The sequence below is a fragment of the Roseibium sp. RP-7 genome (assembly GCF_053005225.1).
In genome coordinates this window covers 3122641-3148929 of the sequence record NZ_JBRKQA010000001.1, presented here as the reverse complement: position 1 = coordinate 3148929, position 26289 = coordinate 3122641, and the positions used below count along the sequence as shown (strand labels likewise).

General features: G+C 57.9%; 28 protein-coding genes and 1 pseudogene. 24 read left to right on the top strand and 5 right to left on the bottom strand.

Annotated features, from left to right (window positions below; translation table 11 throughout):
* Nucleotide 1 precedes the first annotated feature (1 nt).
* The 16 genes from rpsN to ACVDG9_RS14120 all read left to right on the top strand — a co-directional run bounded on the left by rpsN (nt 2) and on the right by ACVDG9_RS14120 (nt 12863).
* Nucleotides 2-307 (top strand): 30S ribosomal protein S14, encoded by a 306-nt coding sequence (rpsN, locus tag ACVDG9_RS14195; protein ID WP_006936439.1) that lies wholly within the window; start codon nt 2-4, stop codon nt 305-307.
* A gap of 12 nt (nt 308-319) precedes the next feature.
* The gene (rpsH, locus tag ACVDG9_RS14190) at nt 320-718 is read left to right on the top strand and encodes a 30S ribosomal protein S8 (protein WP_006936438.1); all 399 of its coding nucleotides are present in this window, start codon (nt 320-322) and stop codon (nt 716-718) included.
* 41 nt (nt 719-759) lie between these two features.
* Complete coding sequence (gene rplF, locus ACVDG9_RS14185; RefSeq protein WP_022998247.1) at nt 760-1293, top strand: 50S ribosomal protein L6; 534 nt, start codon at nt 760-762, stop codon at nt 1291-1293.
* Between the two features lie 12 nt (nt 1294-1305).
* Nucleotides 1306-1668, top strand: a complete 363-nt coding sequence (gene rplR / locus ACVDG9_RS14180) for a 50S ribosomal protein L18 (protein ID WP_022998248.1) — start codon at nt 1306-1308, stop codon at nt 1666-1668.
* Between the two features lie 41 nt (nt 1669-1709).
* Entirely contained in the window at nt 1710-2276 is a 567-nt protein-coding gene (gene rpsE, locus ACVDG9_RS14175; protein ID WP_006936434.1) for a 30S ribosomal protein S5, read from the top strand.
* A gap of 41 nt (nt 2277-2317) precedes the next feature.
* Nucleotides 2318-2515 carry a 50S ribosomal protein L30 gene (gene rpmD, locus ACVDG9_RS14170; RefSeq protein WP_006936433.1) on the top strand — a complete coding sequence of 66 codons (198 nt, stop codon included), beginning with the start codon at nt 2318-2320 and terminating at the stop codon, nt 2513-2515.
* 23 nt (nt 2516-2538) lie between these two features.
* Complete coding sequence (rplO, locus tag ACVDG9_RS14165) at nt 2539-3006, top strand: 50S ribosomal protein L15 (RefSeq protein WP_229004084.1); 468 nt, start codon at nt 2539-2541, stop codon at nt 3004-3006.
* A gap of 47 nt (nt 3007-3053) precedes the next feature.
* Entirely contained in the window at nt 3054-4385 is a 1332-nt protein-coding gene (secY, locus tag ACVDG9_RS14160; RefSeq protein WP_022998250.1) for a preprotein translocase subunit SecY, read from the top strand.
* Nucleotides 4382-4978, top strand: a complete 597-nt coding sequence (locus ACVDG9_RS14155; RefSeq protein ID WP_447238247.1) for an adenylate kinase — start codon at nt 4382-4384, stop codon at nt 4976-4978. Before secY ends, ACVDG9_RS14155 begins: the two co-directional genes overlap by 4 nt.
* Nucleotides 4979-5157: 179 nt before the next feature.
* The gene (gene rpsM / locus ACVDG9_RS14150; RefSeq protein ID WP_031268319.1) at nt 5158-5526 is read left to right on the top strand and encodes a 30S ribosomal protein S13; all 369 of its coding nucleotides are present in this window, start codon (nt 5158-5160) and stop codon (nt 5524-5526) included.
* Nucleotides 5527-5597: 71 nt separating this feature from the next.
* On the top strand, nt 5598-5987 hold the full coding sequence (rpsK, locus tag ACVDG9_RS14145) for a 30S ribosomal protein S11 (protein ID WP_006936427.1): 390 nt from the start codon (nt 5598-5600) through the stop codon (nt 5985-5987).
* A gap of 90 nt (nt 5988-6077) precedes the next feature.
* The gene (locus ACVDG9_RS14140) at nt 6078-7100 is read left to right on the top strand and encodes a DNA-directed RNA polymerase subunit alpha (protein WP_006936426.1); all 1023 of its coding nucleotides are present in this window, start codon (nt 6078-6080) and stop codon (nt 7098-7100) included.
* Between the two features lie 81 nt (nt 7101-7181).
* A complete protein-coding gene (rplQ, locus tag ACVDG9_RS14135; RefSeq protein ID WP_055654713.1) occupies nt 7182-7607 on the top strand; it encodes a 50S ribosomal protein L17 in 426 nt (141 codons plus the stop codon).
* A gap of 261 nt (nt 7608-7868) precedes the next feature.
* Nucleotides 7869-9971: a methyl-accepting chemotaxis protein gene (locus tag ACVDG9_RS14130; protein ID WP_022998252.1), complete on the top strand. Its 2103-nt coding sequence runs from the start codon at nt 7869-7871 to the stop codon at nt 9969-9971.
* 127 nt (nt 9972-10098) lie between these two features.
* Nucleotides 10099-11550 (top strand): DegQ family serine endoprotease, encoded by a 1452-nt coding sequence (locus ACVDG9_RS14125; protein ID WP_031268321.1) that lies wholly within the window; start codon nt 10099-10101, stop codon nt 11548-11550.
* Between the two features lie 8 nt (nt 11551-11558).
* Nucleotides 11559-12863 (top strand): replication-associated recombination protein A, encoded by a 1305-nt coding sequence (locus tag ACVDG9_RS14120; protein ID WP_447238246.1) that lies wholly within the window; start codon nt 11559-11561, stop codon nt 12861-12863.
* Nucleotides 12864-12881: 18 nt separating this feature from the next.
* Here the strand turns inward: ACVDG9_RS14120 and ACVDG9_RS14115 are convergent.
* Nucleotides 12882-13703, bottom strand: a pseudogene (locus ACVDG9_RS14115) (adenylate/guanylate cyclase domain-containing protein); the annotation flags it as partial.
* A gap of 488 nt (nt 13704-14191) precedes the next feature.
* On the opposite strand from ACVDG9_RS14115, the gene ACVDG9_RS14110 reads away from it, so the two are divergent.
* From ACVDG9_RS14110 to ACVDG9_RS14085, 6 genes are all read left to right on the top strand, one after another.
* Entirely contained in the window at nt 14192-16585 is a 2394-nt protein-coding gene (locus ACVDG9_RS14110) for a patatin-like protein (RefSeq protein ID WP_077292686.1), read from the top strand.
* A gap of 102 nt (nt 16586-16687) precedes the next feature.
* Entirely contained in the window at nt 16688-17473 is a 786-nt protein-coding gene (locus ACVDG9_RS14105; protein WP_055654709.1) for a sterol desaturase family protein, read from the top strand.
* Nucleotides 17470-18252 (top strand): sterol desaturase family protein, encoded by a 783-nt coding sequence (locus ACVDG9_RS14100; RefSeq protein WP_447238245.1) that lies wholly within the window; start codon nt 17470-17472, stop codon nt 18250-18252. Before ACVDG9_RS14105 ends, ACVDG9_RS14100 begins: the two co-directional genes overlap by 4 nt.
* Nucleotides 18253-18308: 56 nt before the next feature.
* Nucleotides 18309-19097, top strand: coding sequence for a sterol desaturase family protein (locus ACVDG9_RS14095; RefSeq protein ID WP_022998259.1), 789 nt, complete (start codon nt 18309-18311; stop codon nt 19095-19097).
* A gap of 102 nt (nt 19098-19199) precedes the next feature.
* Nucleotides 19200-19583, top strand: coding sequence for a fluoride efflux transporter CrcB (crcB, locus tag ACVDG9_RS14090; protein ID WP_055654707.1), 384 nt, complete (start codon nt 19200-19202; stop codon nt 19581-19583).
* Nucleotides 19584-19706: 123 nt separating this feature from the next.
* Entirely contained in the window at nt 19707-20726 is a 1020-nt protein-coding gene (locus tag ACVDG9_RS14085) for an RluA family pseudouridine synthase (protein WP_035909367.1), read from the top strand.
* A gap of 26 nt (nt 20727-20752) precedes the next feature.
* Here ACVDG9_RS14085 and ACVDG9_RS14080 read toward each other — a convergent pair whose 3' ends face one another.
* From ACVDG9_RS14080 to ACVDG9_RS14070, 3 genes are all read right to left on the bottom strand, one after another.
* The gene (locus tag ACVDG9_RS14080) at nt 20753-21259 is read right to left on the bottom strand and encodes a P-loop nucleotide/nucleoside kinase family protein (protein WP_447238244.1); all 507 of its coding nucleotides are present in this window, start codon (nt 21257-21259) and stop codon (nt 20753-20755) included.
* A gap of 47 nt (nt 21260-21306) precedes the next feature.
* Entirely contained in the window at nt 21307-21477 is a 171-nt protein-coding gene (locus ACVDG9_RS14075) for a hypothetical protein (RefSeq protein ID WP_022998263.1), read from the bottom strand.
* A 162-nt stretch (nt 21478-21639) separates the two neighbouring features.
* Complete coding sequence (locus tag ACVDG9_RS14070) at nt 21640-22833, bottom strand: DUF2778 domain-containing protein (protein WP_447238243.1); 1194 nt, start codon at nt 22831-22833, stop codon at nt 21640-21642.
* 497 nt (nt 22834-23330) lie between these two features.
* Here ACVDG9_RS14070 and ACVDG9_RS14065 point away from each other — a divergent pair, with 497 nt between their 5' ends.
* Together ACVDG9_RS14065 and ACVDG9_RS14060 are read left to right on the top strand one after the other, a co-directional pair.
* Nucleotides 23331-24011 carry an HAD-IA family hydrolase gene (locus ACVDG9_RS14065; RefSeq protein WP_168688038.1) on the top strand — a complete coding sequence of 227 codons (681 nt, stop codon included), beginning with the start codon at nt 23331-23333 and terminating at the stop codon, nt 24009-24011.
* Nucleotides 24011-24784 (top strand): ATP12 family chaperone protein, encoded by a 774-nt coding sequence (locus tag ACVDG9_RS14060; RefSeq protein WP_447238242.1) that lies wholly within the window; start codon nt 24011-24013, stop codon nt 24782-24784. Before ACVDG9_RS14065 ends, ACVDG9_RS14060 begins: the two co-directional genes overlap by 1 nt.
* A gap of 36 nt (nt 24785-24820) precedes the next feature.
* On the opposite strand, the gene mgtE is transcribed toward ACVDG9_RS14060, so the two are convergent.
* Nucleotides 24821-26245 (bottom strand): magnesium transporter, encoded by a 1425-nt coding sequence (gene mgtE, locus ACVDG9_RS14055; protein WP_022998267.1) that lies wholly within the window; start codon nt 26243-26245, stop codon nt 24821-24823.
* Nucleotides 26246-26289: the final 44 nt, after the last annotated feature.

Below are 26289 nucleotides of genomic sequence, written 5' to 3'. Positions count from 1 at the left end.
GATGGCGAAGAAAAGCGCAATCGAGAAGAACAAGCGCCGCGAGAAGCTTGTAAAGAAATACGCTGAGAAGCGCGCTGCCCTGAAGGCACTGGCTAAAGATGAAAGCCTGTCCCTGGAAGAGCGGTACAACGCACGCCTGAAGCTGGCAAAATTGCCGCGGAATTCCGCGCCGAACCGCGTTCGCAACCGTTGCGAAGTGTCCGGCCGTCCGCGCGGTTTTTACCGCAAGCTGAAGATGTCGCGTATTGCGCTTCGTGAACTGGGCTCCCTGGGTAAGATCCCGGGCCTGGTCAAGTCGAGCTGGTAAGGAGAAACTCCGATGGCAATTTCTGATCCGTTGGGGGATATGCTGACCCGCATTCGCAACGCGCAGATGCGTCGCAAGAACAAGGTCAGTTCACCAAATTCCAAATTGCGCGCACATGTACTTGATGTGCTCGCAAAAGAGGGGTACATCCGTGGCTACACCACGGTTGAATACGAGGGCGGTAAGTCCGAGTTGGAAATCGAACTGAAGTATTTCGACGGTGAACCGGTTATCCGCACGATTGAACGTGTGTCCAAGCCGGGCCGCCGCGTGTACTCGTCGGTGAAAAACATCCCGCATGTCTCTAATGGCCTGGGCGTGTCGATCATTTCGACTCCGCGTGGTGTCATGAGCGACCATCAGGCGCGGGACGAAAACGTAGGTGGTGAGGTTCTTTGCCGCGTCTTCTGATGCGGCATCCTCACTTTTAAAACAACGACAAGGTTGGTCATATGTCTCGTATTGGCAAAAAGCCAGTCCCCGTGCCAAGCGGGGTAACGGCATCGATCGACGGTCAGACTGTTACGATCAAGGGCCCGAAAGGCGAAAAGTCTTTCGTGCTCAATGATCTTGTTCTGGCCGAAATGACGGATGATGGGATCAAAATCGATCCGTGCAACAGCTCCAAGCCGGCTCGCTCCATGTGGGGCATGAGCCGCACCATGGTCGCGAACCTGATCACTGGCGTAACCGAGGGCTTCAAGAAAGACCTCGCCATCACCGGTGTCGGTTATCGCGCTCAGGTCCAGGGCAAGAACCTTCAGCTGGCGCTCGGTTTCTCTCATGACGTTGTCTATCCGATCCCGGATGGTATCGATATCGTGTGCCCGAAACCCACGGAAATCAACATCACCGGTACCGACAAACAGCGCGTCGGTCAGGTTGCTGCTGAAATTCGTGAATTCCGCCCGCCGGAGCCCTACAAGGGCAAAGGCGTTCGTTATGCAGGCGAGTTCATCGTCCGCAAAGAAGGCAAGAAGAAGTAACGGACCCAGATCATGGCGAACAGCAAACAAGCTTTCGAGCGCCGCCGCGATCGCGTGCGCCGTTCGATTCAGAAAGCCGCGAACGGTCGTCCGCGCCTTTCTGTCTTCCGCTCGTCGAAGCAGATCTACGCCCAGATCATCGACGATGCGAAGGGACATACGATTGTCTCTGCTTCAACGATCGAAACAGATCTCAAGAGCAGCCTGAAAACGGGCGCCGACGTCGCTGCAGCCGCAGCCGTTGGCAAGCTTGTCGCCGAGCGTGCTGCTGCCGCTGGCGTAAAGCAGGTCGTGTTCGACCGTGGCGGGTACCAGTATCATGGGCGCGTAAAAGCGCTTGCTGATGCAGCCCGTGAAGGTGGACTTGAATTCTGACCAGCGCCCGTTGGCGCTCTTAAGAACGGAAGACGTATAATATGGCGAGACAAGAAAATCGCGATCGCGACGAGCGAGACAGCGAATTCGTCGACAAGCTCGTTCACATCAACCGCGTTGCGAAAGTGGTCAAGGGTGGCCGTCGTTTCGGCTTCGCAGCACTCGTTGTGGTTGGTGACCAGAAGGGCCGCGTCGGCTTCGGTCATGGCAAGGCGCGTGAAGTGCCGGAAGCCATCCGTAAGGCAACTGAAGCAGCAAAGCGCACGATGATCCGTGTACCGCTTCGCGAAGGCAGGACCCTCCACCACGATGTGGAAGGCCGTCACGGCGCTGGCAAGGTTCTGCTTCGTGCAGCTCCGGCCGGTACCGGTATCATCGCAGGCGGTCCGATGCGTGCCGTTTTCGAAACGCTCGGCGTCCAGGACGTTGTGGCCAAGTCTCTGGGGACTTCCAACCCCTACAACATGGTGCGTGCAACTTTTGCTGCGCTGACCAAGGAAGACAGCCCGCGTTCCGTCGCTGCCCGCCGTGGCCTGAAGGTCTCTGTGCTGCAGTCCCGCCGTCGTGACAACAACGATGAGGCGGCTTCGGCTGCCGCTGAGGCTTGACCTTAGCGGCTCCGGTCCCCAGCTGAGAGAGGGTATGTTCCATGGCGAACACCGAAAAGACTGTCACGGTCGAACAGATCGGCAGCCCGCTGCGCCGTCCTAAGGACCAGCGCGCGACGCTCGTCGGTCTCGGCCTGAACAAGATGCACCGCCGTTCCACACTGAAGGATACTCCTGAAGTGCGCGGCATGATCAATAAGGTCCAGCATCTCGTTCGCGTCGTCGAAGACAACGCGTAAGAACGGGGTGAGGAGAAACGAACATGAAGCTCAATGAACTTCGTGACAACGAAGGTGCCGTAAAAGACCGCATGCGTGTGGCTCGCGGCATCGGGTCCGGCAAGGGCAAGACTGGTGGCCGTGGTGTCAAAGGTCAGAAGTCCCGTTCCGGCGTTGCCATCAAAGGCTTTGAAGGCGGTCAGATGCCGCTTCACCGCCGTCTGCCGAAGCGCGGCTTCACGAACATTTTTGCCAAGGACTACAACACTGTGTCCGTTGGCCGTGTTCAGAAGGCGATTGATGCAGGCAAGCTGAATGCGTCCGAGACGGTTACCGTCGAAGCGCTGAAGGCAGCAGGCGTTGTCAAGCGGGTCCGTGACGGTGTGCGCATCGTTGCCAACGGTGAACTCACCGCTGCAGTGACCTTTGAAGTTGCCGGTGCCTCCAAGGGCGCTGTTGCAGCGATCGAAAAAGTAGGCGGCAAGGTTGCCGTTCTGGGAGCTCAGGCTTAACAGCCTGGGCTTCACCCATTTCTTGGGCAAGCATTCCGGAGTAGGGCATGGCATCGGCCGCCGAGCAACTGGCGTCAAATCTCAATTTCTCAGCTTTCGCCAAGGCTGAAGAACTCAAAAAGCGCATCTGGTTCACACTGGGGGCGCTTTTGGTTTATCGACTGGGCACTTACATTCCCTTGCCCGGCATCAATCCGGACGCCTTTGCGCAGGCCTTCAATCAGGCCCAGTCCGGCATCATCGGCATGTTCAACATGTTTGCCGGCGGTGCTGTCGAGCGCATGGCGATCTTCGCTCTCGGCATTATGCCGTATATTTCCGCCTCCATTATCATGCAGCTCATGACGACCGTCGTACCGACGCTTGAGCAGATGAAGAAGGAAGGCGAGCAGGGCCGCAAGGTCATCAACCAGTACACGCGCTACGGCACTGTTATCCTGGCGGCTTTCCAGGCTTACGGTATCGCAGTTGGTCTAGAAGGTGCGACCAATGTGGTCGCTGATCCGGGCTGGTTCTTCCGCGCGTCAACTGTTCTGACGCTTGTCGGCGGTACCATGTTCCTGATGTGGCTCGGTGAGCAGATCACATCGCGCGGTATCGGTAACGGTATTTCGCTGATCATCTTTGCCGGCATTGTCGCCGGGCTGCCGGTCGCGCTGGTCAACGTGCTTGAACTCGGCCGCCAGGGTTCGATGTCGACGATCCTGATTCTCGGCATTCTGATACTGGCTGTCGTGGTGATCGCACTGATCGTGTTCATGGAACGGGCTCAGCGCAGACTGCTGATTCAGTATCCTAAGCGCCAGATGGGCAACCGCATGTTCGAGGGCAACACCTCGTTCCTGCCGCTCAAGCTCAACACTGCCGGTGTGATTCCGCCGATCTTCGCTTCTTCCCTCTTGCTGGTTCCTGCCACCATCGGCGGCTTCAGTCAGGGTTCGGGCAATGAGTGGCTGACGTATATCACTGCGGCGCTTGGTCACGGCCAGCCGTTGTTCATGGTGTTCTACGCAGCGATGATCGTGTTCTTCTGTTTCTTCTATACCGCGATCGTTTTCAATCCGAGCGACACTGCGGACAACCTGAAGAAACACGGCGGTTTCATTCCCGGGATCCGTCCCGGCGAGCGTACAGCGCAGTATATCGACTACGTTCTGACGCGCATTACGGTGGTCGGTGCAATTTACATCACCGTCGTTTGTCTATTACCCGAATTCCTTATTTCGGCGACAGGCGTTCCGTTCTATTTCGGTGGCACCTCTTTGTTGATTGTCGTAAGCGTGACGATGGATACCGTGTCACAGATCCAGGGGCATTTGCTTGCGCACCAATATGAGGGTCTGGTGAAAAAAGCGAAATTAAGTGGGAGGCGTCGATGAGGCTTATTCTGGTTGGACCGCCAGGAGCGGGGAAGGGGACACAGGCCGCGCACCTCGTTGCGAAATACGCGATCCCGCAGCTCTCCACCGGAGACATGCTGCGGGCCGCAGTGGCCGCCCAGACCCCGGTAGGCGTTAAAGCCAAGGAAGTCATGGACGCAGGTGGTCTCGTATCGGATGAGATCGTTGTCGGTATTATCCGCGACCGGATCGCCGAAGAAGATGCCAGGAACGGATTCATTCTTGATGGTTTTCCCCGCACGCTCGCCCAGGCCGAAGCGCTTGACGAGATGCTGGAAGCAAACAGCCTCAAGCTGAACGCCGTTATCGAACTGCGTGTTGACCAGTCGAAGCTGGTCGATCGGATCATCAAGCGCGCTGCTGATGCACAGGCTGCGGGTCAGCCGGTGCGCAAGGACGATGATCCGGAAGTCTTCAAGCAACGCCTTGAAGCCTACAACCGCGATACCGCAGTTGTTGTGCCGTATTACGAGAAGACAGGTCTTCTTTCCGTGATTGACGGCATGCAGTCCATTGATGAAGTAACGACTTCAATAGATTCCGTTCTTCAAGGACTTGACGAAAAGGTTTAGAGCCGTTAAACGACCCGCTCTACCTTACAGTTAAGCCGGTTCCATGTAAGTGGGGCCGGCATTCTCTGTGCCGGGGTTACCCCGGCATTTTCGTACCCGCAAGGGCCGGACTCCACCGGACGCGGGCATTACAACCTGCGGCAAGACCATGGTCTCGCTGCGTAATCATGGAGACGAACGTGGCACGTATTGCTGGCGTTAACATCCCGACGAACAAGCGCGTTGTCATCGCGCTTCAGTACATTCACGGCATTGGCGCGAAGTTCGCGCAGGAAATCATCGAGAAGAACAACATCGATGCTGCCCGCCGTGTGAACGAGCTTTCCGACGCAGAAGTTCTGTCCATCCGCGAAACCATCGACCGCGATTACCTCGTTGAAGGTGACTTGCGTCGTGAGACCGCGATGAACATCAAGCGTCTGATGGACCTTGGCTGCTACCGCGGCCTGCGTCACCGTCGCGGCCTGCCGGTTCGCGGTCAGCGGACGCACACGAACGCACGTACCCGCAAGGGGCCGGCTAAACCGATCGCTGGTAAGAAGAAATAATTACCCTGCCTCGATTGGTGGTGGAGCTGCCGGCATTACGGCAGTGACGAGATCAAAACAAGGATAAGAGAATGGCTAAAGACACGACGCGCGTGCGTCGCCGCGAACGCAAGAACATCTCTTCTGGCGTCGCGCATGTGAACTCCACGTTCAACAACACCATGATCACGATCACCGACGCACAGGGCAACGCGATCTCCTGGTCGTCCGCCGGTGCACTCGGTTTCAAAGGTTCCCGTAAGTCCACTCCGTATGCTGCCCAGGTTGCTGCGGAAGATGCTGCGAAAAAAGCTGCCGAGCACGGCATGCGCACCCTGGAAGTGGAAGTGCGCGGTCCGGGTTCCGGTCGTGAATCTGCTCTGCGTGCCCTGCAGGCCGCCGGTTTCCTGATCACGTCCATCCGTGACGTGACGCCGATTCCGCACAACGGCTGCCGTCCGCGCAAGCGTCGCCGCGTCTAAGGCTTCCCAGCTTTAGGTACTTGTTTCTCCAAATGGCAAAGAATGGCCTGGCGCTGATCCGCCGGGCGGGATAGCCGAAGGGACGAAAACGTGACCATTCAAAAAAACTGGCAAGAACTGATCAAGCCGACCAAACTCGAGATCAAGCCGGGTGAAGACCCGCGCTTCTTGGCAACCGTTGTTGCCGAGCCGCTCGAGCGTGGCTACGGTCTGACCCTTGGCAACGCGCTGCGCCGTATCCTGCTGTCTTCTCTGCAGGGTGCCGCCGTGACTGCCGTTCAGATCGATGGCGTTCTGCATGAGTTCTCGTCGATCCCGGGTGTCCGGGAAGATGTCACCGACATCGTGCTGAATATCAAGGAAATCGCCATCCGCATGGAAGGCGAGGGTCCCAAGCGCATGGTCGTGCGCAAACAGGGCCCGGGTGTTGTCACCGCCGGCGATATTCAGACTGTTGGCGACGTCGAGGTTCTCAATCCGGAACTGGTGCTCTGCACGCTGGATGAAGGCGCTGAAATCCGCATGGAATTCACCGTCAACACCGGCAAGGGCTACCATTCTTCCGATCGGAACCGTCCGGAAGATGCGCCGATTGGCCTGATTCCGGTCGACAGCCTCTACTCTCCGGTCAAGAAGGTCTCCTACAAGGTGGAAAACACCCGTGAAGGCCAGGTTCTTGACTATGACAAGCTGACCCTGACTGTCGAAACCGATGGTTCCGTCAAGCCGGAAGACGCCGTGGCATTCGCTGCACGCATTCTGCAGGATCAGCTCTCCATCTTCGTCAACTTCGAAGAGCCGCAGCGTGAAGTCGCCGAGGACAGCGTCCCGGAACTGGCTTTCAACCCTGCGCTTCTGAAGAAGGTCGACGAGCTGGAACTGTCTGTACGGTCTGCAAACTGCCTGAAGAACGACAATATCGTGTATATTGGCGATCTCATTCAGAAGACCGAAGCGGAAATGCTGCGGACCCCGAATTTCGGCCGCAAGTCGCTGAACGAAATCAAGGAAGTTCTCGCCCAGATGGGTCTCCATCTCGGCATGGAAGTTGCCAACTGGCCGCCTGAGAACATCGATGATCTCGCCAAGCGCTACGAAGACCATCAGTACTAAGGGCGTACGCGTCCTGTGAGGATCAACCGGGCAAGAGTTCAACCAGAAGAACTGACTGCCTGAAAGAAAAAGGAGAGGGCCATGCGCCACGGTAAATCCGGCCGCAAGCTCAACCGGACCTCTAGCCACCGTAAGGCTATGTTCGCGAACATGGCAGCGTCGCTGATCAAGCACGAACAGATCGTAACGACCCTGCCGAAGGCTAAAGAAATGAAGCCGATCATCGACAAGCTCATCACCCTGGGCAAGCGCGGTGACCTGCATGCACGCCGCCAGGCCATTTCGCAGATTCGCGATGCGGCAATGGTTGCCAAGCTGTTCGAAACGCTCGGTGAGCGTTACAAGGACCGCAGCGGCGGTTACTCCCGCGTGCTGAAAGCCGGCTTCCGCTATGGCGACAACGCTCCGATGGCTGTCATCGAGCTGGTCGACCGTGATCCGGAAGCACGCGGTGCTGAAGACCGTGCTCGCGTTGAAGCTGAAGAAGCAGCTGAAAACGCAGCGTAATAATTGCCTCGATGGCAATCGGGAAAGGCGGGCAGATTTGCCCGCCTTTTTTTGTTGTCTTCGTGACTGTCCGCCCAAACGTATTCGTTTCGAATAATGAGACCGCAATTATCAATGATTTAAGGAAAACTGCCTAGCTTCTAGCCATGCCTCCTGGACTAGTGGGAGAGGCTGGGGAGATTTACTGTGATAGCCAAAACGAATTCCGCTTCTAAGAAGAGGTCGCCTTCTCTTCGACTTTCTTTTGTTATTCCGGCTCTGATGATCGTGATTACAGTCGCCGCATGTGCGGCGGTGGGTGTCATCGGCTACATGACCGGTCGCGACGGATTGCAACAAGCGGCAGAAGCCGAACTTGGCATGGTCATCACAGCGCGTAACGCGCTCCTGCAGTCGCGCCTGCACGCAGCTGAATCCCAGATCGTGAACCTGGCGTCCAGCGTTTCGGATCCGTTGAGCAACCTTGGCAACGCGACCATGAACCTTGCCAAGGAAAAGGACGAAATTCTCGGCCTGTTCCAGGCGCCGCAGAGCCCTGAAGAACGTGCAGCAGTCACAGGCAAGGAACAGAAGACAATGTATGCTTGGCGCCATACCGAGGCGCACCCGGCCTTCTACAATGTCTGGAAGAACGGCGGCTTCGCAGATCTTTATCTGCTCGATAACGCCGGCCTTATTCTTTATTCGGTCACCAAGGGTGACGAATTCCTGTCCAAGCTTGGTGAAGGCAGTGTTGCCGAAGGGACCGGCCTGGAGATGGTCTATAATGCTGCCAAGGAGCTGGGTGAGGGGGAGATCGCTGCCAGTGTCTTTGCACCCTATACCCCTGCCGGCGGCAAGGGCTCGCTGTTCCTGGCATCGCCCGTGTTCATGAATTCGTTCGGCACGATCAGCCTCAGCGGTGTTGCGGTCATGCGGATCGATTCCGATTTCCTGAGTGAAGTTGTCGCGAACCGTGAAGACCTTGGGGAAACCGGTCAGGTTTACGTGATCAACCAGGACGGCCTCGCGCTCAGCGACATGCCGCTTGCAGGTGCGCCAACCGCACTCAGCACCAGCGTTTCCAGCGGACCGGCGATTGAAGCTGCCGCCGGCACCGCTTCAGCCGGTATCGTTCAGGGGGCTGATGGCGTTGATGATCTTGTCGTTGCCCGTCCGCTTGCCTTCCAGGGGCAGAACTGGGCCATCGTTGCGGAGAAGAGCGTTGAAGAAACTCTGTCTGCCGTCATTCGCATGCGCGATCAGATGTTCCTCTGGTCGCTTGCAACAATTGCCGTTGCAGCCGTCATTGCCCTGTTCTTCTCCCAGTCGATCACCCGTCCTCTCACCACTCTTGTAGGCGCTCTCAACGCGATTGCCTCCGGTGATCTTGGTGCAGAGATCAAGGCAGCGAACCGCAAGGACGAAATCGGAGACATCGGCCGGGCCGTTCTTCAGATCCGTCAGAATGCTGCTGAAGAAAACGAGCGTCGTGCAGCCGAGGAAGCGGATGATGCAAGACGTCAGGCAGAGCAGCGCCAGGAAATGCTGGCAAGCCTTGCAGGCGACTTCGAAGCGACCGTCGGCACCGTCGTCGACAAGGTGGCTCATACCGCTGCAACCTTGCGCGAATCGGCGAACAAGATGCGCAGCATGACCGACATGGCAGGCGAAACATCTGCCAATGCGGCCACCATGTCGGAAGAAACTCTGGCAGAAGTGGAATCGATCGCAGCAGCTTCCGATCAGCTTTCCAGCTCGATCCAGGAAATCTCGACGCTGATCGAACGCTCTTCCAGCGTTGCTGCCGAAGCAACCAAACGTGCGGAAACGACCAACGATACAGTGCGGTCGCTTGCGGAAGCTGCCAACCGGATCGGCGAAGTCGTCACGTTGATTTCCGATATCGCCGACCAGACCAACCTTCTGGCCCTTAACGCCACCATCGAAGCCGCACGTGCCGGTGAAGCTGGCAAGGGCTTTGCGGTGGTTGCCTCCGAGGTCAAGGATCTTGCGTCCCAGACGGGCAAGGCAACCGGCGAAATCCAGCAGCAGATCGACGCTATCCGCGGGGCAACCGACGATGCGGTTGATGCCATCGGCGACATCCAGAAGACCATCGACGAGATTACAAAGTCGGTGAGCGAAGTTGCTGCAGCCGTTACCGAGCAGAGCTACGCGACGCAGGGCATTGCAGAGAACACTCAACGGGCCGCCGGTGGAACCTCCAAGGTTACCGAGGACATCCGCAACGTTTCTTCTCTGTCGAACGATACCAACATGGCTGCACAGAACTTCTCCGAAGAAGCAGCGGACATGGCATCGAAAGCTGAAGAACTGGATCACGAAGTGCGCAGCTTCCTTGCGCAGGTTCGTTCGGCCTGAAGTAAGCCTACATGATGAAAAAGGGGGCGCCGGAAATCCGGCGGCCCCTTTTGTATTTGCCTCTTTTCCTCCCTATCTGCCATGTATCGCGATGGATATGAGAAGATTCGAAAAAGAGGCACCCGCCATGCGCCTGGTTCTGACCAGCTTTACGCGTTCCCTTGTCATAGCGGGCCTGGTCGGCCTGATGGGTATGTCTGCTGCGCTTTCGCAGACTGTGCAGCCGTCTCCGGCCGATCTTCGGCTTGTTCCGCAAAGCGATGCGCAGATCAAACTCTCCTTCGCGCCAATCGTGAAAAAGGTCGCGCCGGCGGTGGTCAACGTCTATGCCAGCCGTAAGGTGGTCCAGCGTCGGCAAGTGTCGCCCTTCATGGACGATCCCTTCTTTCGCCGGTTCTTCGGCCAGCCCGGCGGGAACGACAGGCCACGGCAGCGGGTTGAATCGTCCCTTGGATCCGGCGTCATCATTTCGAGTGATGGTACGGTGATCACCAACCATCATGTGATCAAGGACGCGGACGACGTTCGTGTAGCCCTGAACGACCGTCGTGAATTCGATGCCGATATCGTTCTCATGGACGAACGTACCGACCTCGCGGTGCTGAAGATCCGGGGTGATGGACCTTTCGAAAGCATCGACTTTGCGGATTCCGACAGCCTTGAAGTCGGCGACATCGTGCTTGCCATCGGTAACCCGTTCGGTGTCGGCCAGACGGTTACCCAGGGCATTGTCTCGGCCACGGCTCGCACGCAGGTCGGCGTGACGGACTTTCAGTTCTTCATCCAGACCGACGCTGCAATCAACCCGGGCAACTCGGGCGGTGCGCTTGTCGATATGACCGGCAAGCTGGTTGGCATCAACTCGGCCATCTATTCTCGCTCCGGCGGCTCCAACGGTATCGGCTTTGCCATTCCGGCGCATATGGCGCGTTTCGTTGCGAAAGCTGCCGATCATGGCGGCAAGGTGCAGCGGCCCTGGCTGGGCGCGACCGTGCAGCTGGTAAATGCCGAAATCGCTGAAGCACTGTCTCTCGACCGGCCACGTGGTGTGCTTGTGACGGCAGTCTTTGATGGGTCACCTGCCTTTGAGGCCGGGCTTCGGGTCAGCGATCTGGTGATTGCGGTTGACGGCAAGGAAGTGACCGATCCCAATTCCTTCGGCTATCGTTTTGCAACAAAGATGATTGGCGAACAGACCGATTTTGTTGTCCTGAGGGACGGTGCGGAACAGCATGTGACCGTGTCACTGCAGCCGGCTCCCGAAACCATTCCACGGGATACGCGTGAACTTGTCGACTATTCGCCCTTCGAAGGCGCGACGGTCATGAACCTTTCGCCTGCCGTTTCCGAGGAACTTGGAATGGAAGGGATTTTCGACGGTGTCGTGATTGCCGAAGTGAAGCGCGGCAGCACCGCGGACCGTGTGGGGCTTCGCCCGGGCGACATCATCCGGGGCATCAACCGGCAAACCGTCGAAACCACCGAAATGCTGGAAGGTATCACCAAGAAGCCACCGCGTGTTTGGCAGCTCGATATCGAGCGGGACGGCAAGGTTTCACAGCTCATCCTGCGCGGTTAGGAGACAGTGTGAGCGATCTGTTCGAAGCTTCCGGACTAAGCCAGTCCGGCCCGCGGCCACTGGCGGACCGGATGCGACCGACCAAACTTGCGGATGTGGTTGGGCAGGATCACCTGCTCGGGCCGGAAGGCACGCTGTCGCGCATGCTGAAGACGCGGACGCTTGGTTCGTTGATCTTCTGGGGGCCACCGGGTACCGGCAAGACAACCATTGCCCGGTTGCTGGCCAATGAAACGGACCTTGCGTTCGAACAGATCTCGGCGATCTTTTCCGGTGTTTCGGACCTGAAGAAGGTGTTCGAAACGGCTCGCGCCCGGCGCATGAACGGCAGGGCAACGCTGCTCTTCGTAGACGAGATCCATCGGTTCAACCGGGCGCAGCAGGACAGCTTCCTTCCGGTGATGGAGGACGGCACGATCACGCTGGTTGGTGCGACCACGGAAAACCCGTCCTTTGAGCTTAACGCGGCCTTGCTGTCGCGCTCTCACGTCATGACGTTCCATTCCCTTTCCGCGGATGCGATCGAAAAACTGTTGGCGCGGGCAGAGGAGTTGGAAGAGCGTAAGCTGCCGCTTGACGAGGAAGCCCGACGAGTGCTGATCCGCATGGCCGATGGCGACGGCCGCTCTTCTCTGACCCTGGCAGAAGATGTCTGGCGCGCCGCAGGAGAGGACGAGGTCTTCGATGCCGAGCGCTTGCAGGAAATTGTCCAGAGACGGGCGCCGATCTACGACAAGAGTGCTGACGGCCATTACAATCTGATTTCCGCGCTGCACAAGTCCGTGCGGGGTTCCGATCCCGATGCCGCCCTCTACTGGTTCTGCCGGATGCTGGATGGCGGGGAGGACCCGCTCTATCTTGCCCGGCGTCTTATCCGCATGGCGGTTGAGGACATCGGGCTGGCCGACCCCAATGCACTGGTGCAAGCCAACGCGGCCCGTGACGCTTACCAGATGTTAGGGTCGCCCGAAGGGGAATTGGCGCTTGCGCAGTCGGTGATCTATCTTGCAACGGCGCCGAAATCGAACGGTGCTTACGTGGCCTACAAGGCGGCGATGCGGGATGCCAAATCCAGCGGCTCTCTACTGCCGCCCAAGCATATTCTCAACGCGCCCACCAAGCTGATGAAGCAGGAAGGGTACGGCGACGGCTATCAATACGACCACGATGCTCCCGACGGCTTTTCCGGTCAGGATTATTTTCCCGAGCAGTTGGGCCGCAAGACCTATTACGACCCACCCCAGAGAGGGTTTGAGCGGGAACTGAGAAAACGTCTGGAGTTCTGGGACAAGCGGCGCAAGGAACGAGGCTGATCCGAGTAGCCTGAAAGATCAGGCGGTTTCGGTTGATGTCAGACGGTCGAGGGCGCTCTTGAGTGTGGCGATCAGCCTGTCCCGGTCTTCCGGTGCCATCGTGTCGGAAATCTTGTCCAGCTGGCGAGACACCAGGTCGACCTCCAGATCATCCTTGACCGGAACGGGTTCCTTCAGGCCGATTACCTCGTAGGTGGAGACCGGATAGGCAATCCCCTTGACGTTGACTTCACCATTTTCAGCGCATTTGATCTGCTCTTTCACCTGCGAATAGGTTTCGAAGGAGATCAGGATAGAGCCCGGTGTGGCAAGGCTTTCCAGACGGGAGGCCGTGTTCACGCCACGTCCGATGATGGTGTAGTCCAACCGGTCTTCGCTGCCGAAATTGCCCACGGTGCAATAGTCCGTATGGATCCCCATGCGGCATTTCATCGGTTTGGAGATACCGGCTTCCCGCCAGGCACCCTGGAGCGCCTTCATCCGGTCCTGCATGTCGATGGCCATGCGTACGCAGGCAAGCGCGTCCTCGGTCACACCACGTGTTTCCGGGTCACCGAAAAAGATCAGGATGGCGTCGCCGACGTATTTGTCGATGGTCGCGCCGTAGCGCAGCGCGATATTCGACATCTCCGTCAGATACTGGTTGAGGATCGCCGTGAGTTCTTCTGATTCAAGCCGATCTGCCGTTTCGGTGAAGTCGGCTATATCGGAGAAGAAAACCGTCAGTTTCTTGCGTGTGGACGCAATCTTGACTTCCTGACGGCCTTCGAAAATGGATTGATAGACCTGAGGCGAAAGGTATTTGGCGAGCTGCCGCGAAAGTGCCTCGAGTTTGGTGGATTGATCCGCCAGCTGGTCCTCGACCGCTTCGCCATGCTCGATGGTCGCCTCGTACAGGAGGCGCAGATCTTCCAACTCGGATCGCAGATAGTCGTTCTCTTCCTGCAGGGATTGCAGCGAGGTCGTCTGGTCGGCTTGCCCGGTATCATCGGAGCTTTGGGCAGCTGTATCTACACTCTTGGCCATTTCATTCCGCGTCGAAAAGGTCTGGTCTCATTGTCTGTTTAATAATGCTGAACTTTAAAGAATCACTGTCGGATCCATGAACTATCTTAGCGGAATATACAGGGCAGGCGGGGGAAAATTGTAGCAGGCTTCAGAGCGCCAAGTTCCCGGCAAGCCTCGTCGTCAAACCATGTTTGCATAGAAGTGATCGGGCGAGAGCATAGTTCCGCCATGTCTTGATTGGCGAATGGAAAGGTCCGCCGCATAAAGATAGTAGCCATTCTTTCGTGTTAGGACTTCAACATGTTCCCCACGGTGACCTCATGAAGGAAATCGAACTCAGATTGGCGCTGGTGTTTTATGGCGGCGTTTCGCTTGCCATCTACATGCATGGCGTAAGCCGGGAAATCCTCAATCTTGTTCGGGCGTCGAGCGTTCGCCTTGACCGAAAATCGAACGGTTCTGCCCAGGAAATACCCGATCAGGAGCTTCCTCCGGTTCAAAGTGCCTACAAGGATCTGCTCGATCTGTTGTCCTCCGTTGCCGACATCCGGGTGGTGGTTGACGCAATTGCCGGTGCGTCTGCAGGTGGCGTCAACGGCATCATGCTTGCGCGAGCCATCACCCACGACCTGCCGCTCGACAGCCACAGCGAGATGTGGCTGGAAAATGCCGATGTTACCCGTTTGGCCCGGCCACAGGCCGGTTTGTCCCGATACCTGAAGATTTCCATTTCGCCGGTGCTGGATCAGCTGATTTCCACACGGCTGACAAAGCAGATAGAAAGCGCGGAAACGCGCGAGAAGCTGCGACTGTTCATGCAGGCGCGTTGGTTCACACCGCCGTTTTCCGGTGAACGGTTCATCAGCTGGATGCTGGATGCCTGCCAGAAGATGGAGGACGGTGCCGTGCCCGGCCGCAGTCTGATCCCGCGTGGTCAGACGCTCGACCTGTTCGTGACGATCACCGATTACAACGGCATCAAGCGACGCATTCACCTGGATGATCCGGACTATGTCGAGGAGTGGGATCATCGCCGAATCCTGAGTTTCCATGCCGCGCACAGAATGCCAGGAGATATCGAAAGCCAGTTCGATGCCGACAGCATTCCGGAAATTGTCTTTGCGGCTCGTGCGACGTCCTCGTTTCCAGGGGCGTTCCCTCCTGCAACGGTTGCGGAAATGGAGCGGGTGCTGGTCGATCACGACCTGACGTGGCGCAACCGGGATGCGTTTCTTGCAAGAGGGCTGAACCTGACTTCCGAGACGGCCGGTCAGCATTGTTTTGTCGATGGCAGCGTCGTCATGAACAAGCCGTTTGCGCCGGTGATAGACGTTATTCAGGATCGGCCGGCGGTGCGTGAAGTTGCCCGGCGGCTGATCTATGTGGATCCGTCACCGGTGGTTCCGGTCGAAACGGATAGCACCGTTTCGGAACTGCCCGGGTTCTTCCGCGTGATCCTGGCTTCGCTCGCTCATATTCCGCGCAATGAGCCCATCGGCGATGATCTGAAAGAGCTTGAACAGAACAACCGGCGCAGCCGCTGGCTCTCGCAACTGATCGATGATGCGGGGCCGATGGTGGAAAAGGCGGTGGCGGGCATTTTGCCAAAGCGGCGCCGGGTCACACCTGACATTCTTTCGTTGTGCCGCAAGCAGGCAACCGTGGCCGCATTCGAGCAGGCAGGGTTCGCCTTTCTCAATTATCAGTCCCTGAAACTTCATTCCCTGGCTGAGCGGCTGGCTGGCCTGACGGCGCGGCTCAGCGGGCTGGACAGTGCACGTGGCCAGGAAGAAGCCCTTCTGGGACTGTACTCGCGTCACACCAGCCGCCTGACAGCCGAGAGCAAGGACATCCTGGGGCGCACGGACCCGCATGTTGTTGCCTTGTTGCGCGGGCTGGATGTCGACTACCGGATACGCCGGCTTCGCTTTGCGGTGCGCAAGCTCAACGGCTTCTATCACTATCGTCCGGGCTCCGACTTACCGCCGCCCAATTTCGAGGCGCTCGATCAGATGAAGGGATTGCTCTACGAGCAGATCGATCATCTGGGTTGGCGCTGGAATGACCGGTTTTTCGGTGGCCGCAGTCGGGAACTCGCCGAAACGTTCGTTCGGGCAGCGGAGGCGGGTGGTCCGGACGCTGCCGAGCATGTCCAGCCAATGCTGAAATCCCTGACACAGATGATGGGGCTTGCCGATCTGGACAGGCTTCAGGACGAACTCTTTGCCGAGACGGCCCGAAATCTACTCGACAAGAGCCGTCACACATCCCTGATGGGAACCTATATCGGCTTCGGTTTTTTCGATCTGATCACCTTTCCCGTGTTGCAGCGCAACGACTTCTCGGAGGTGACGGAAATCCTGGTCGACCGCATCAGCCCGACCGACGCCGCAAGCCTTTATACGGAAGGTTTCGACCTCAAGGGCAAGTCCCTGAATACGTTCGGTGCCTTCTTCAATCGCGGCTGGCGGGAACATGATTATCTGTGGGGACGTCTCAACGCCGCCGACAGGCTGGTCAGCATCGTTCTGTCTGCGGCAGGTGAGGGCACTTTGCCGCAGATCCAGGTAAACCAGGCACGCGCGCGGATCTTTCTGGCGGTTCTGGAAGAAGAACGTGGCAAACTTTCTGATATTCCAGAGGAAATAGACCGGGTCGACAAGCTGGTCCGGTCGATCTATCCCGATTTCGCTCATGTGACGGAAAGCGTCTGACCGGGTAATATTCATAATTTGGCAAGTCATTCCTTGACGTGAGGTCCGCTCTTTCGCTACGCACAAAAGTGGCCAGGGAATTGCGCGTGGAAATTTGAGTTGATGACTTTTATTGCCGAACATTTTGGGACCGGCCCGGAGGTGTTTCTGGGTTTCTTTCTGGTGCTTTACGCTTCCAGCTTGATCGTGCTGTTCACGACCGGTCTGACCATGACGGTGATGAACAGGCGCCACCCGGACCGCAAGATCCAGAAACGCCAGCCGACCCACGATGCCCTGCGCGATATCAAATCTTCCATGGGGCAGCTGTCGATCACGAGCTGCTGTCTTTCCATCGGCCTTTATGCCCAGCTGCGTGGCTGGACGCTGTTCGACCCCGTCGCGTTGTCCTGGTGGTCGGTGCCGTTGTTCTTCGTCATCTCGCTAGCCCTGCACGATACCTGGTTCTACTGGGGGCACCGGATCCTGCACACCAAGATGTTCTACCGGTTCCACAAGCCGCACCACATGACGGTGACGCCAACAGTCTGGTCCAACGATGCAGGCTCCAGTGTGGATACGCTGTTCGCTCATTCGTATTATGCGCTTGTGCTATTCGTCGTGCCTATTCCGCCACTGGTTTTCCTTGGCCACCGGTTGTTCGACCAGGTGTCGGCCGCCATTGGCCATTGCGGCTATGAGCATTTCGCAAGCCCGAGCGCCCGCAAACCCTGGCCGCTGCTGTGCACGCTCTACCACGACCAGCATCACCAGTATTTCGTCTACAACTACGCCAACTACTTTTCCTTCTGGGACCGGTTCTGCGGCACCATCCATCCGACCTATGACGAGCGGGTGGAAGGGTTCGAAGCGCTTTATGCCGGCACCGGCAAACAGGAAAAATCATGATGGGGCTATTCGTCGATTACCTCATCGTTCTGGTGCTCACCTACGCGGCCATGGTGGCGGTCTATTTTGCGACCGGGTTCACGATGATCGCGATAAATGCCCGTCATCCTGACCGGCGGATCCAGAAACACCGTGACGGCATGAAGCGCCAGGCGGAGGAAATCCGAGCCTCCATGAAGGCGTTGGCGACATCTTCCGTCCTGCTGTCGTCCGGATTTTTCGCACAGACCCAGGGTTGGACACTGTTCGCTCCGCTGGAACTCAGCTGGTGGTCGTTTCCGCTGATGTTCGCCGTTTGCTTCGTCCTGTTTGATGCCTGGTTCTATTGGGGGCACAGGATTCTTCACTGGCCGTCGCTCTACAAATTCCACGTACCTCATCATCGCTCGATCGCACCGACGGTCTGGAGCAACGACAGCTCGACCACGGTCGACACCCTGATCGAGCATTTTTTCTATTTTCTGGTCTGGTTCGTGCTGCCGGTGCCGGCCTTGAGCGTTTTTGCCCTGCGGTTGTTCGACCAGATTTCAGGCATGGTCGGCCATTCGGGCTTTGAATATTTCGCGTCCAAGTCGTCGAGATTCCCTTCGCCGCTGATTTGCACGACGTTCCATGATCTGCATCATTCGCAGTTTCACTACAATTACGGTAACTTCTTCTCGTTCTGGGACCGGATCTGCGGAACGGTGCATCCCAAGTACGATGTGCTGGTGCGGTCCATGGAAGAGACCGGGGAAATTCCGGATTCGGAAGAAACGAAAGTCAAGGCAACCGGGTAAGCCCGCACAGTACTCACATGTGTCAGCCAACCGACCAAATGGATGTATGAAGAGATATGCTCGATCAGGCGCTGACGATATTGCTTGAATTCCTGCCGATTTACGCGGCGTGCTACGCTGTGAACGTGTTCCTGTATTTTGCGACCGGCTGGGTGCTGGTGAAGATACAGGACCGGCACCCGGAGCGGCGTATTCAGCAGAATCGGCGTGGTGAAAAGCGCATGTGGAAGGAAATCCGGGCCAGCGTCTATTCGTTGACCGTGACCGCTGGCTGTCTTGCCGGCGGCATCTTCCTTTCGATGAAGGGCTGGACCCTGGTCGCGCCGCTGGAGCTGACCTGGTGGTCGGCAATCCTGATGTTTGTCGTTTCCATCCTAGCCTTCGACACCTGGTTCTACTGGGGCCACCGGTTCATGCATACGAAGGCGATGTACCGGTTTCATGCGGAACATCACCGCTCGGTCGCGCCGACTGTCTGGAGCACCTATTCCGACGATCTGGTCGATGCCTTTGTCATGCAGAGCTATTATCTGTGGGCGGTCATCTTCCTACCGATCCCGATCCCCGTGCTGATCGTTCACCGGCTGTGGGACCATTTCAACGGCACAATCGGCCATTCCGGTTTCGAATTCTGGGCGTCGCCGATGTCGCGTATGCCTTCGCCGATGGTCTGCGTGACTTTCCACGACCAGCACCATTCGCGCTTCCGCTACAATTACGCCAATTTCTTTTCGTTCTGGGACCGTGTCTGCGGCACCATCGACCCGAAGTACGATGAACAGGTCAAGGTGTTTGAACAGATGGGCGAAAAATCGGCTGCAAAGCCGGCGGCTCCCGGCGAATAGGGCTGTCCCTGGCCCTGCAGATTCCGTGATGGTTCACCCATGCATGGATTGAACTCGGCGTATTCAGGGACGGCTGGGACCAGTTAGAAGCGGGGCGACGGTTTGAAACATCTTTTGCTGGTGATGCTGGGCGGTGGTCTGGGTGCGGGCGGACGGCATCTGGTGTCGCTTGCGACGCTCCGTTTGTTTGGGCCGGGTTTTCCTGTCGGAACTCTTACTGTCAATGTCGTCGGCTCACTGGCCATGGGGCTTTTCATCGGTTGGCTGGTTCGCCATGAGACCGGCAACCTGCAGTCATTGCGCTATTTCGTGGCGACCGGCTTCCTCGGCGGCTTCACGACGTTCTCCGCGTTTTCGCTCGACACCTCAGTGCTGTGGGAGCGCGGCGACACGCATCTGGCACTCATGTATGTTCTTGCCTCTGTCGCCTTGTCCATTCTTGCCGTGTTTGCCGGACTGATGATCATGCGCCAGGTCGCAACTTAAGAATTCCTTCCCTTTCGGGCCGATTCCGCCTATACGCTGCGGAACGAATTTTCCCCCCGCCTTGATGCAGGGGCGATGGATGCGCGTCACGGCGGCAGGCCGGATGCCGAATTTGAGAAAAACATGTCCGCGATTGAACAGAAACAAGTGTCCGCCGATGAGGCGGGCATGCGCCTCGACCGTTGGTTCAAGTCCCATTACCCGGGCCTTGGATTCGGTCATCTGCAGAAACTGCTGCGTACGGGGCAGGTCCGTGTCGACGGCAAGCGTGCCGAGACCAACACCCGTATCGCCAAGGGGCAGATGATCCGTATTCCACCTCTCGGGGTGGAACTTCCGGCGGACGACAAGAAGAATGCCAAGCCGAAATCCACCAAGCTGATTGCTGACGACCGCAAGGCCATTGAGGACATGCTGCTGTTTGAAGACAGCCAGGTAATGGTGCTCAACAAGCCGGCAGGTCTTGCTGTTCAGGGCGGTTCAGGCCTCAAGCGCCACCTGGATGGCATGCTGGACGCCTATACCGACCGCAAGGGCAACAAGCCGCGTCTGGTGCACCGTCTCGACCGTGAGACCTCCGGCATCATTCTGGTTGCCCGTACGCGTCAGGCCGCGCAGGAACTGACAAAGGCCTTCCGTCACCGGAATACCCAGAAGATCTACTGGGCAATCCTGGCGGGTGTTCCGAAGCCGTTTCAGGGCCGCATTTCCACCTTCCTGGCCAGAAATGACGGCGAAGAACGCATGCAGATCGTGCGCCAGGGCGATGATGAGGCACAGCACGCCGTGTCGCTCTATTCCGTCTTCGAAAAGTCCGGCCAGAAGCTTTCCTGGGTGACGATGAAACCGGTGACGGGCCGAACGCACCAGTTGCGCGCACATGCGGCCCATATCGGTCATCCGATCATCGGTGACGACAAGTATTTCAATATCGAGAACTGGGAGCTGCCGGGTGGTATCCAGAACCGCCTGCATCTGCTGGCGCGCCGGATCGTGATCCCGCATCCGTCGGGCCATGGCACGATCGATGTTTCGGCGCCGCTGCCGCCGCACATGCAGCAGACCTGGAATCTGCTTGGATTTGATGCAACGGACTATGATCCGGAAGTGGATGATCCGGACGACGCGCTCAACAAGCGCTGATAGCGCTTCTCTGCTTTGCCAGAAGCCTAGTTGTCGGCGGCGGGATAGACCTTCAGATTGAAGCTCTCGTCTTCCGCCGGTGGCTGAAAGTGGCTTGAGATCCGGTCGAACTCGGCCTCGGACACCGAGAACTCGTGCTTGCCGGCGGCATTGCGCTGGCGAAGCCGTTCCTTGCAGACCTCATCCGGCACATCGAGAAAATGAAGCTGATGCTCGCACTCGACCTTGTCGGCAATGGCGCGCATCCATTGCCGGCTTTCTTTCGTGTTGGCATGAAAGTCCAGTACCACGGAAAGACCGCTTTCCAGCAGGGCTGCCACATGCGGCGTTATCGTTTTTCTCAAGAGTGACGAACAGCGGACAAAATCTGCGAGGCTGGACATCTGGTCAGCGTAGAGACCGGACAGCCAGACGTCTTCCCGCAGGAGAATGTTGCCGGGACGCTCGGCAAAGCGATCCGCCAATGTCGACTTGCCGGAAGCAACCTTGCCGCAAAACAGATGTAGAGTTGTAGCGTCGTCAGATCGTAGCATTTGATGGGGAGCTCGCTGTCGGATGTTTGCAAACCTGGTGGACGTAATCAAACGCCCTGAAACAGTGCACCCAGGATCACCGACGCAAAGGTGATGCACACAACGCCCGCCACCAGTTTCCAGGCATCCGAGCGTTTCCTGAGACCAGGCCAGCCAAGCGGTTTGATCACCTGGATCGCGGCAATCATGAACAGCAGCAACAGGATGATCTTGGTCAAGAAAAGCTCCGGGCGGGCAGGGCGCTATACTGCAATGGCAGTTGCCTGATTGAGGCCGTCAGACCAGAACGTGCTGGCGGCCTCAAAACGATGAAACATCCCGCTTTCGACTGAAAACGGGATGTTTAGAAGGCATATCCAATCCGGCAGTTGCCTGCAAGGTCAGGCTCCGGTGCTCCGCTGAAGTTTTGCCATGTAGGTCGGCAGCTTTTCCATCGACGGAACGACGATCAAGGTCTTCACGTGGCCGCGTTTGAATGCGTTCAGGAACTTGTTGTAGTCCTTGAAGGCAACACAGCCATGGGAACCAATGGAGCGGCGCAGCAGACGCGTATGGGTCAGCATGCCGTCACGGCCTTTCATGGCAGCACGGTCCTGCGGCAGCATGCGAATGGCCTCCACGCCATGGAAGCGCCGCTCGCGCATTCTCAAGTTGTAGATGTTGGGCGGCGTCGGGCCGAGCATCTTCACGTGCGAAAACTTCGGATTGTCCATCCGGTGTCCAATGCCGGAATGAGCCTCCAGCTTGGTGCCGTCCGGCATGTGAACGGTTGCGGCGCTGATGTCATAGACGGCAATCTTGCTGCCTGCACCGGGAAGTCCGGGCTTGGCGCTGCCGAACAATTTGCCGAGACCGCCGAACACTCCGTTTTCATCTTCTTCGGGATTACCTGGCGTTGCATAGGCCAGAACGGGAGACGCTTGTTCAGGCTTTTCCCTGCCTTCAGGACGGTTTTCTGCAACCACAGGCGCGCTGCGGCGCGGCGGTTCGGGTTTCATGTCCGGGGTTGGCGGCAGAATGGCGCCGGGTTTGGCCGGATTACCCGCAGCCATGGCAATGTTCACGGCCGTTTGTTCAGGCTTTGCGGCAACATTCGTCTCTGCTTCAGCCGTGGTGCCGACGCTTTGTAACGCTGCGACCTCGACATTCGGCGCAGTGTCATCGGCTGCCGGTTCATCGAGCGCGGCAACACTTGTGGTTTCTGAAGCAGCTTGATGGGCCAGAAGTGTCTGGGCGAGTTTCAGCCTTGCGAGCTTGGCGGCAAGGGCCACCTTCGCAGCCTTTTTAGCCTCAGCTTCGAGTGCCGCCGCTTCCGCCTTGAGGGCAGCTTCTGCTTTCGCAGCTATTGCTGCTGCCTGTTCAGCGGCTTTTTCCGCTGCAAGAGCGGCTTCCGCTTCGGCGCTTTGCCGTTTTTTCGTTGTCAGCGCAATCGGGGCCAGACCAAGAGAAGCTGTGGCAGGGGTTGTCTGCGCAAGCGTCAATTTCTCCTGCGGCTCAGTGCCGGCGGCGACAAAATGAGACGGGGCGATCGAGGTTCCAAGATAAGTGGCGGTTCCGGCCAAGCCGGATATCACCAAAGTTGCCCCCGCGAGGATCGTATAAAAAGTCCGGCTGGTCTTCCGGGATGTTGCTTGCCCCTTCAGGCCGACCTTTTGTTTCTTCTGAATCATTCAGACAAAACCACTCTGTTACGCCGGTCTTGTTCGACCGCGCTCCAAATTCGTATCCTTTGGTGACAATCTTGCCCCAAACGTTCATGCCCACCCGCCTGCAGCAGTATCGTCGATCATGGTAACCAAGTTCTTTACGATAAATATGCAAGCGGCCAAGAGACCGGTAATCACTCTAAAGAGGCAATTTTCGGGCGGTTTTTCAAAATTGGCGATATCCAAAGATTGAACGTCAATTTGCCGCAGACTGTGGAAGTCTTTGCCTATTGTTGAATTTACCAATCAATGACGTAGATGTCGGCAAAACTTCCAATCCGGCGCAGTGTCAAATGTGCTCTTGACCCCCGGGGGAAAACCCGGCACATGCGGGCTACTTTCCGTTCGCTTGGCACAGGATGCCCATGTATCTGATCATCTTCGACGTCGACGGCACGCTGGTGGACAGTCAGAAAACCATTTTGCAGGGCCTGCAGGTCGGTTTCGAGGCTGCGGGCCTGCCCATGCCTGACCGGGAAACGGCGCTCTCAATCGTCGGGCGGTCGCTGGACGAGGCTTTTCTGGATCTCGTTGGACCTGAACACCAGGACAAGATCCCGGTGATGTCCAACGCGTATAAACAGGCCAAGTGGTCCCGCAGGAGGGAAGGGCTGGATCTCGACCCGCTTTATCCGGGTGCTCGCGAGGCTATCATCCGGTTGAATGCGCGTGACGATGTCCTTCTTGGAATTGCCACCGGCAAAGCGATGCGTGGGGTCACGCACATGCTGGATACCCATGATCTGCATGGACGCTTCGTGACCGTCCAGACAGCTGATACCTCGCCCTCCAAGCCTCATCCGGACATGGTGCTGCGGGCAATGGCGGAGACCGGAGCGGACAGGACACGAACAATCATGATCGGTGATACCGGATTTGACATGGCGATGGCCAAGGCCGCCGGCACACATGCCTTGGGCGTTGCCTGGGGTTATCATGATCATGACCGGCTGAGTGCTGATGGTGCAGACAAGATCATCCAGACCTATGCCGAGCTGGATTTGGCACTTGGTGAACTTCTGGATTTCGACAAGGAAACAATGTGATGCGCGACTTTCTTGAAACCTTGCAGGAAGATGCGGCCAAGGATCCGGAGCAGCGGGCGCGCGAACTCTCCCGGCGCGAATTGCCTAAGCGTTTCTACAAGGAAGCAACCCATGTTGCCGTGGACGGCGGTTTCGCGATCCATCTGGACGGAAGGCCCGTCAAGACACCGGGCAAGGCGGCCTTGTTGCTGCCGAGTGAGGCGCTTGCAGCAGCGGTTGCCGCCGAATGGCAGGCACAGCAGAAGGAAATCAATCCGGCCACCATGCCGCTGACCCGGATTTCCAATTCAGCGCTTGATGCAGTCAGCATCCGGTTTGACGAAGTGGCTGACGATATCACCCGGTTTGCCGGCAATGATGCGCTGTGCTACCGCGCGGACGATCCGCAAAGCCTGATCGACACCCAAAGGCGCTTGTGGGATCCGGTCGTGGACTGGGCAGGCGGGTTGCTCGGCGGCCGTTTCGTGCTGATCGAAGGTGTCATTCACGCTGCCCAGCCGGAAGCGTTGCTTGCCGCCTATCGGGCCCGACTTTCCGACCTGACGCCGATGCGCCTCGCAGCGCTCCATACGATCACCAGCCTGACAGGCTCCGCGCTCCTGGGGCTTGGTCTGCTGGAAGACTACCTCGACGCCGATGCCGCCTGGACGGCCGCTCATGTGGAAGAGGACTTCAACATCGAGCGCTGGGGCGAAGACGCGGAAGCTGCTCTCGTCCGGGCCTACAAGCGCAAGGAATTCGACGCGGCGGTTCTGATCCTGCGAGAAGCGTAACAATTTCCCTGCGATGTGGTGTGGAGCGTATTGGCTTCACCCCAAGTAGAACGTCGTTGCCATCAGAAAGAAAATGAGCACGCCGAGGACGTCGTTGGACGAGGTGATGAAGACACCGATGGCCATGGCCGGGTCGATGCCGATCTTGTCCAGAATGATTGGTATGGTGGCGCCGACCATGGCCGCGAGCGTGGTGACGCACAGCAGTGACAGCGATGTGGCCAGGGCAAGGTGCAGCGGGTCTTCCAGCGGCACGATCAGCGAAGCCACGAGCACGAGACAGCCTAGGATCGTGCCGGCGATAGCGCCATTGAAGAGCGCCGCCACCAGTTCCTTCAGCAGGCGGTAGAAGATATCGCCGGACCACAAGGCTCCGGTCGCAATGCCTTGTACCGCCACAGCGGAGGCCTGCAGGCCCGCGTTTCCGGCCATCGACATGGTGACGGGAATGAAAGCGGCCAGGATGGCGGCTTCCGCCAACTGGTCTTCATAGGAACCGACCACCGTTGCTGCAACGCTGGCCCCCACCAGACCGGCGAGCAGCCAGGGCAGGCGGCCGCGTACTATACGCAGCACCGTGTCATCCGACCTGGCTTCTGAGGAAACGCCGCTCATCAGCAGCATGTCTTCGTTGGCTTCGTCCGAGGCGATGCGTGTCAACTGCTTGGGCGTGATCCGGCCGATCAGGTGGCCTTCTCCGCTGACGACCGGCACGGTGCGCATGTCGCGTTTTCGGGCGAGCCGCAGCACTTCTTCCTGGTCAGTGTCCGTGGACACGGCAATGACGTCGCGGTTCATGAAACTGGACAATGTGGCGTCCGCCGGCGCGAGCAGAAGCTTGCCGACTTCCACCGTTCCGGTCAGTTTGCCGTCGGCATCGGTCACATAAACGGTAAAGACCTTGCGAATGCGGCTGGCTTCCGCGCGCATCTGCGCGACAGCTTCGCCGGCGGTGCAGGTTTCGGGAAGGGCGACGAACTTGCGGGCCATCACGCGGCCCGCCGTGTCGTCGGCATAGGAACCGCGCGTTGCGATGTCTTCCACATCCGGCAAGCGCGCGATCAGTTCGTCCGCGACATCGTCCGGAAACTCGTTGAGAATTTCGATGGCGTCTTCCGGATCGAGACCGGCGAGAATATCCCGAAACTGCTCAAGAGTGGATTCTTCCATCAGGATCGAACGGAATTCCGGTCGAAGCTCGGCAATGACCTTGATCGACGGGTTGGCCGGCAACCACTGGAACAATTTGCGGGCCTGTTTCAGGCGCAGCCGCGTCAACAATTGCATGACGTCGACGGGGTCCCAGCGCTTGAGCAGTTCGACCAGCTGCGTGCGCTGGCCCGACTTGATCATCTCGCGCACGGCCCTGAGCGCAGCATCATTGATTTCCAGCGGTTCGTTAGCCGGCTCCCTGGTCCATGCGGTTGGATCAAGCTCGGCGACGTCGCTGGAATTGCTCATGGATACTCACTTTCCGGAAGGGTCCGGTCCGCTTCTACTGATCG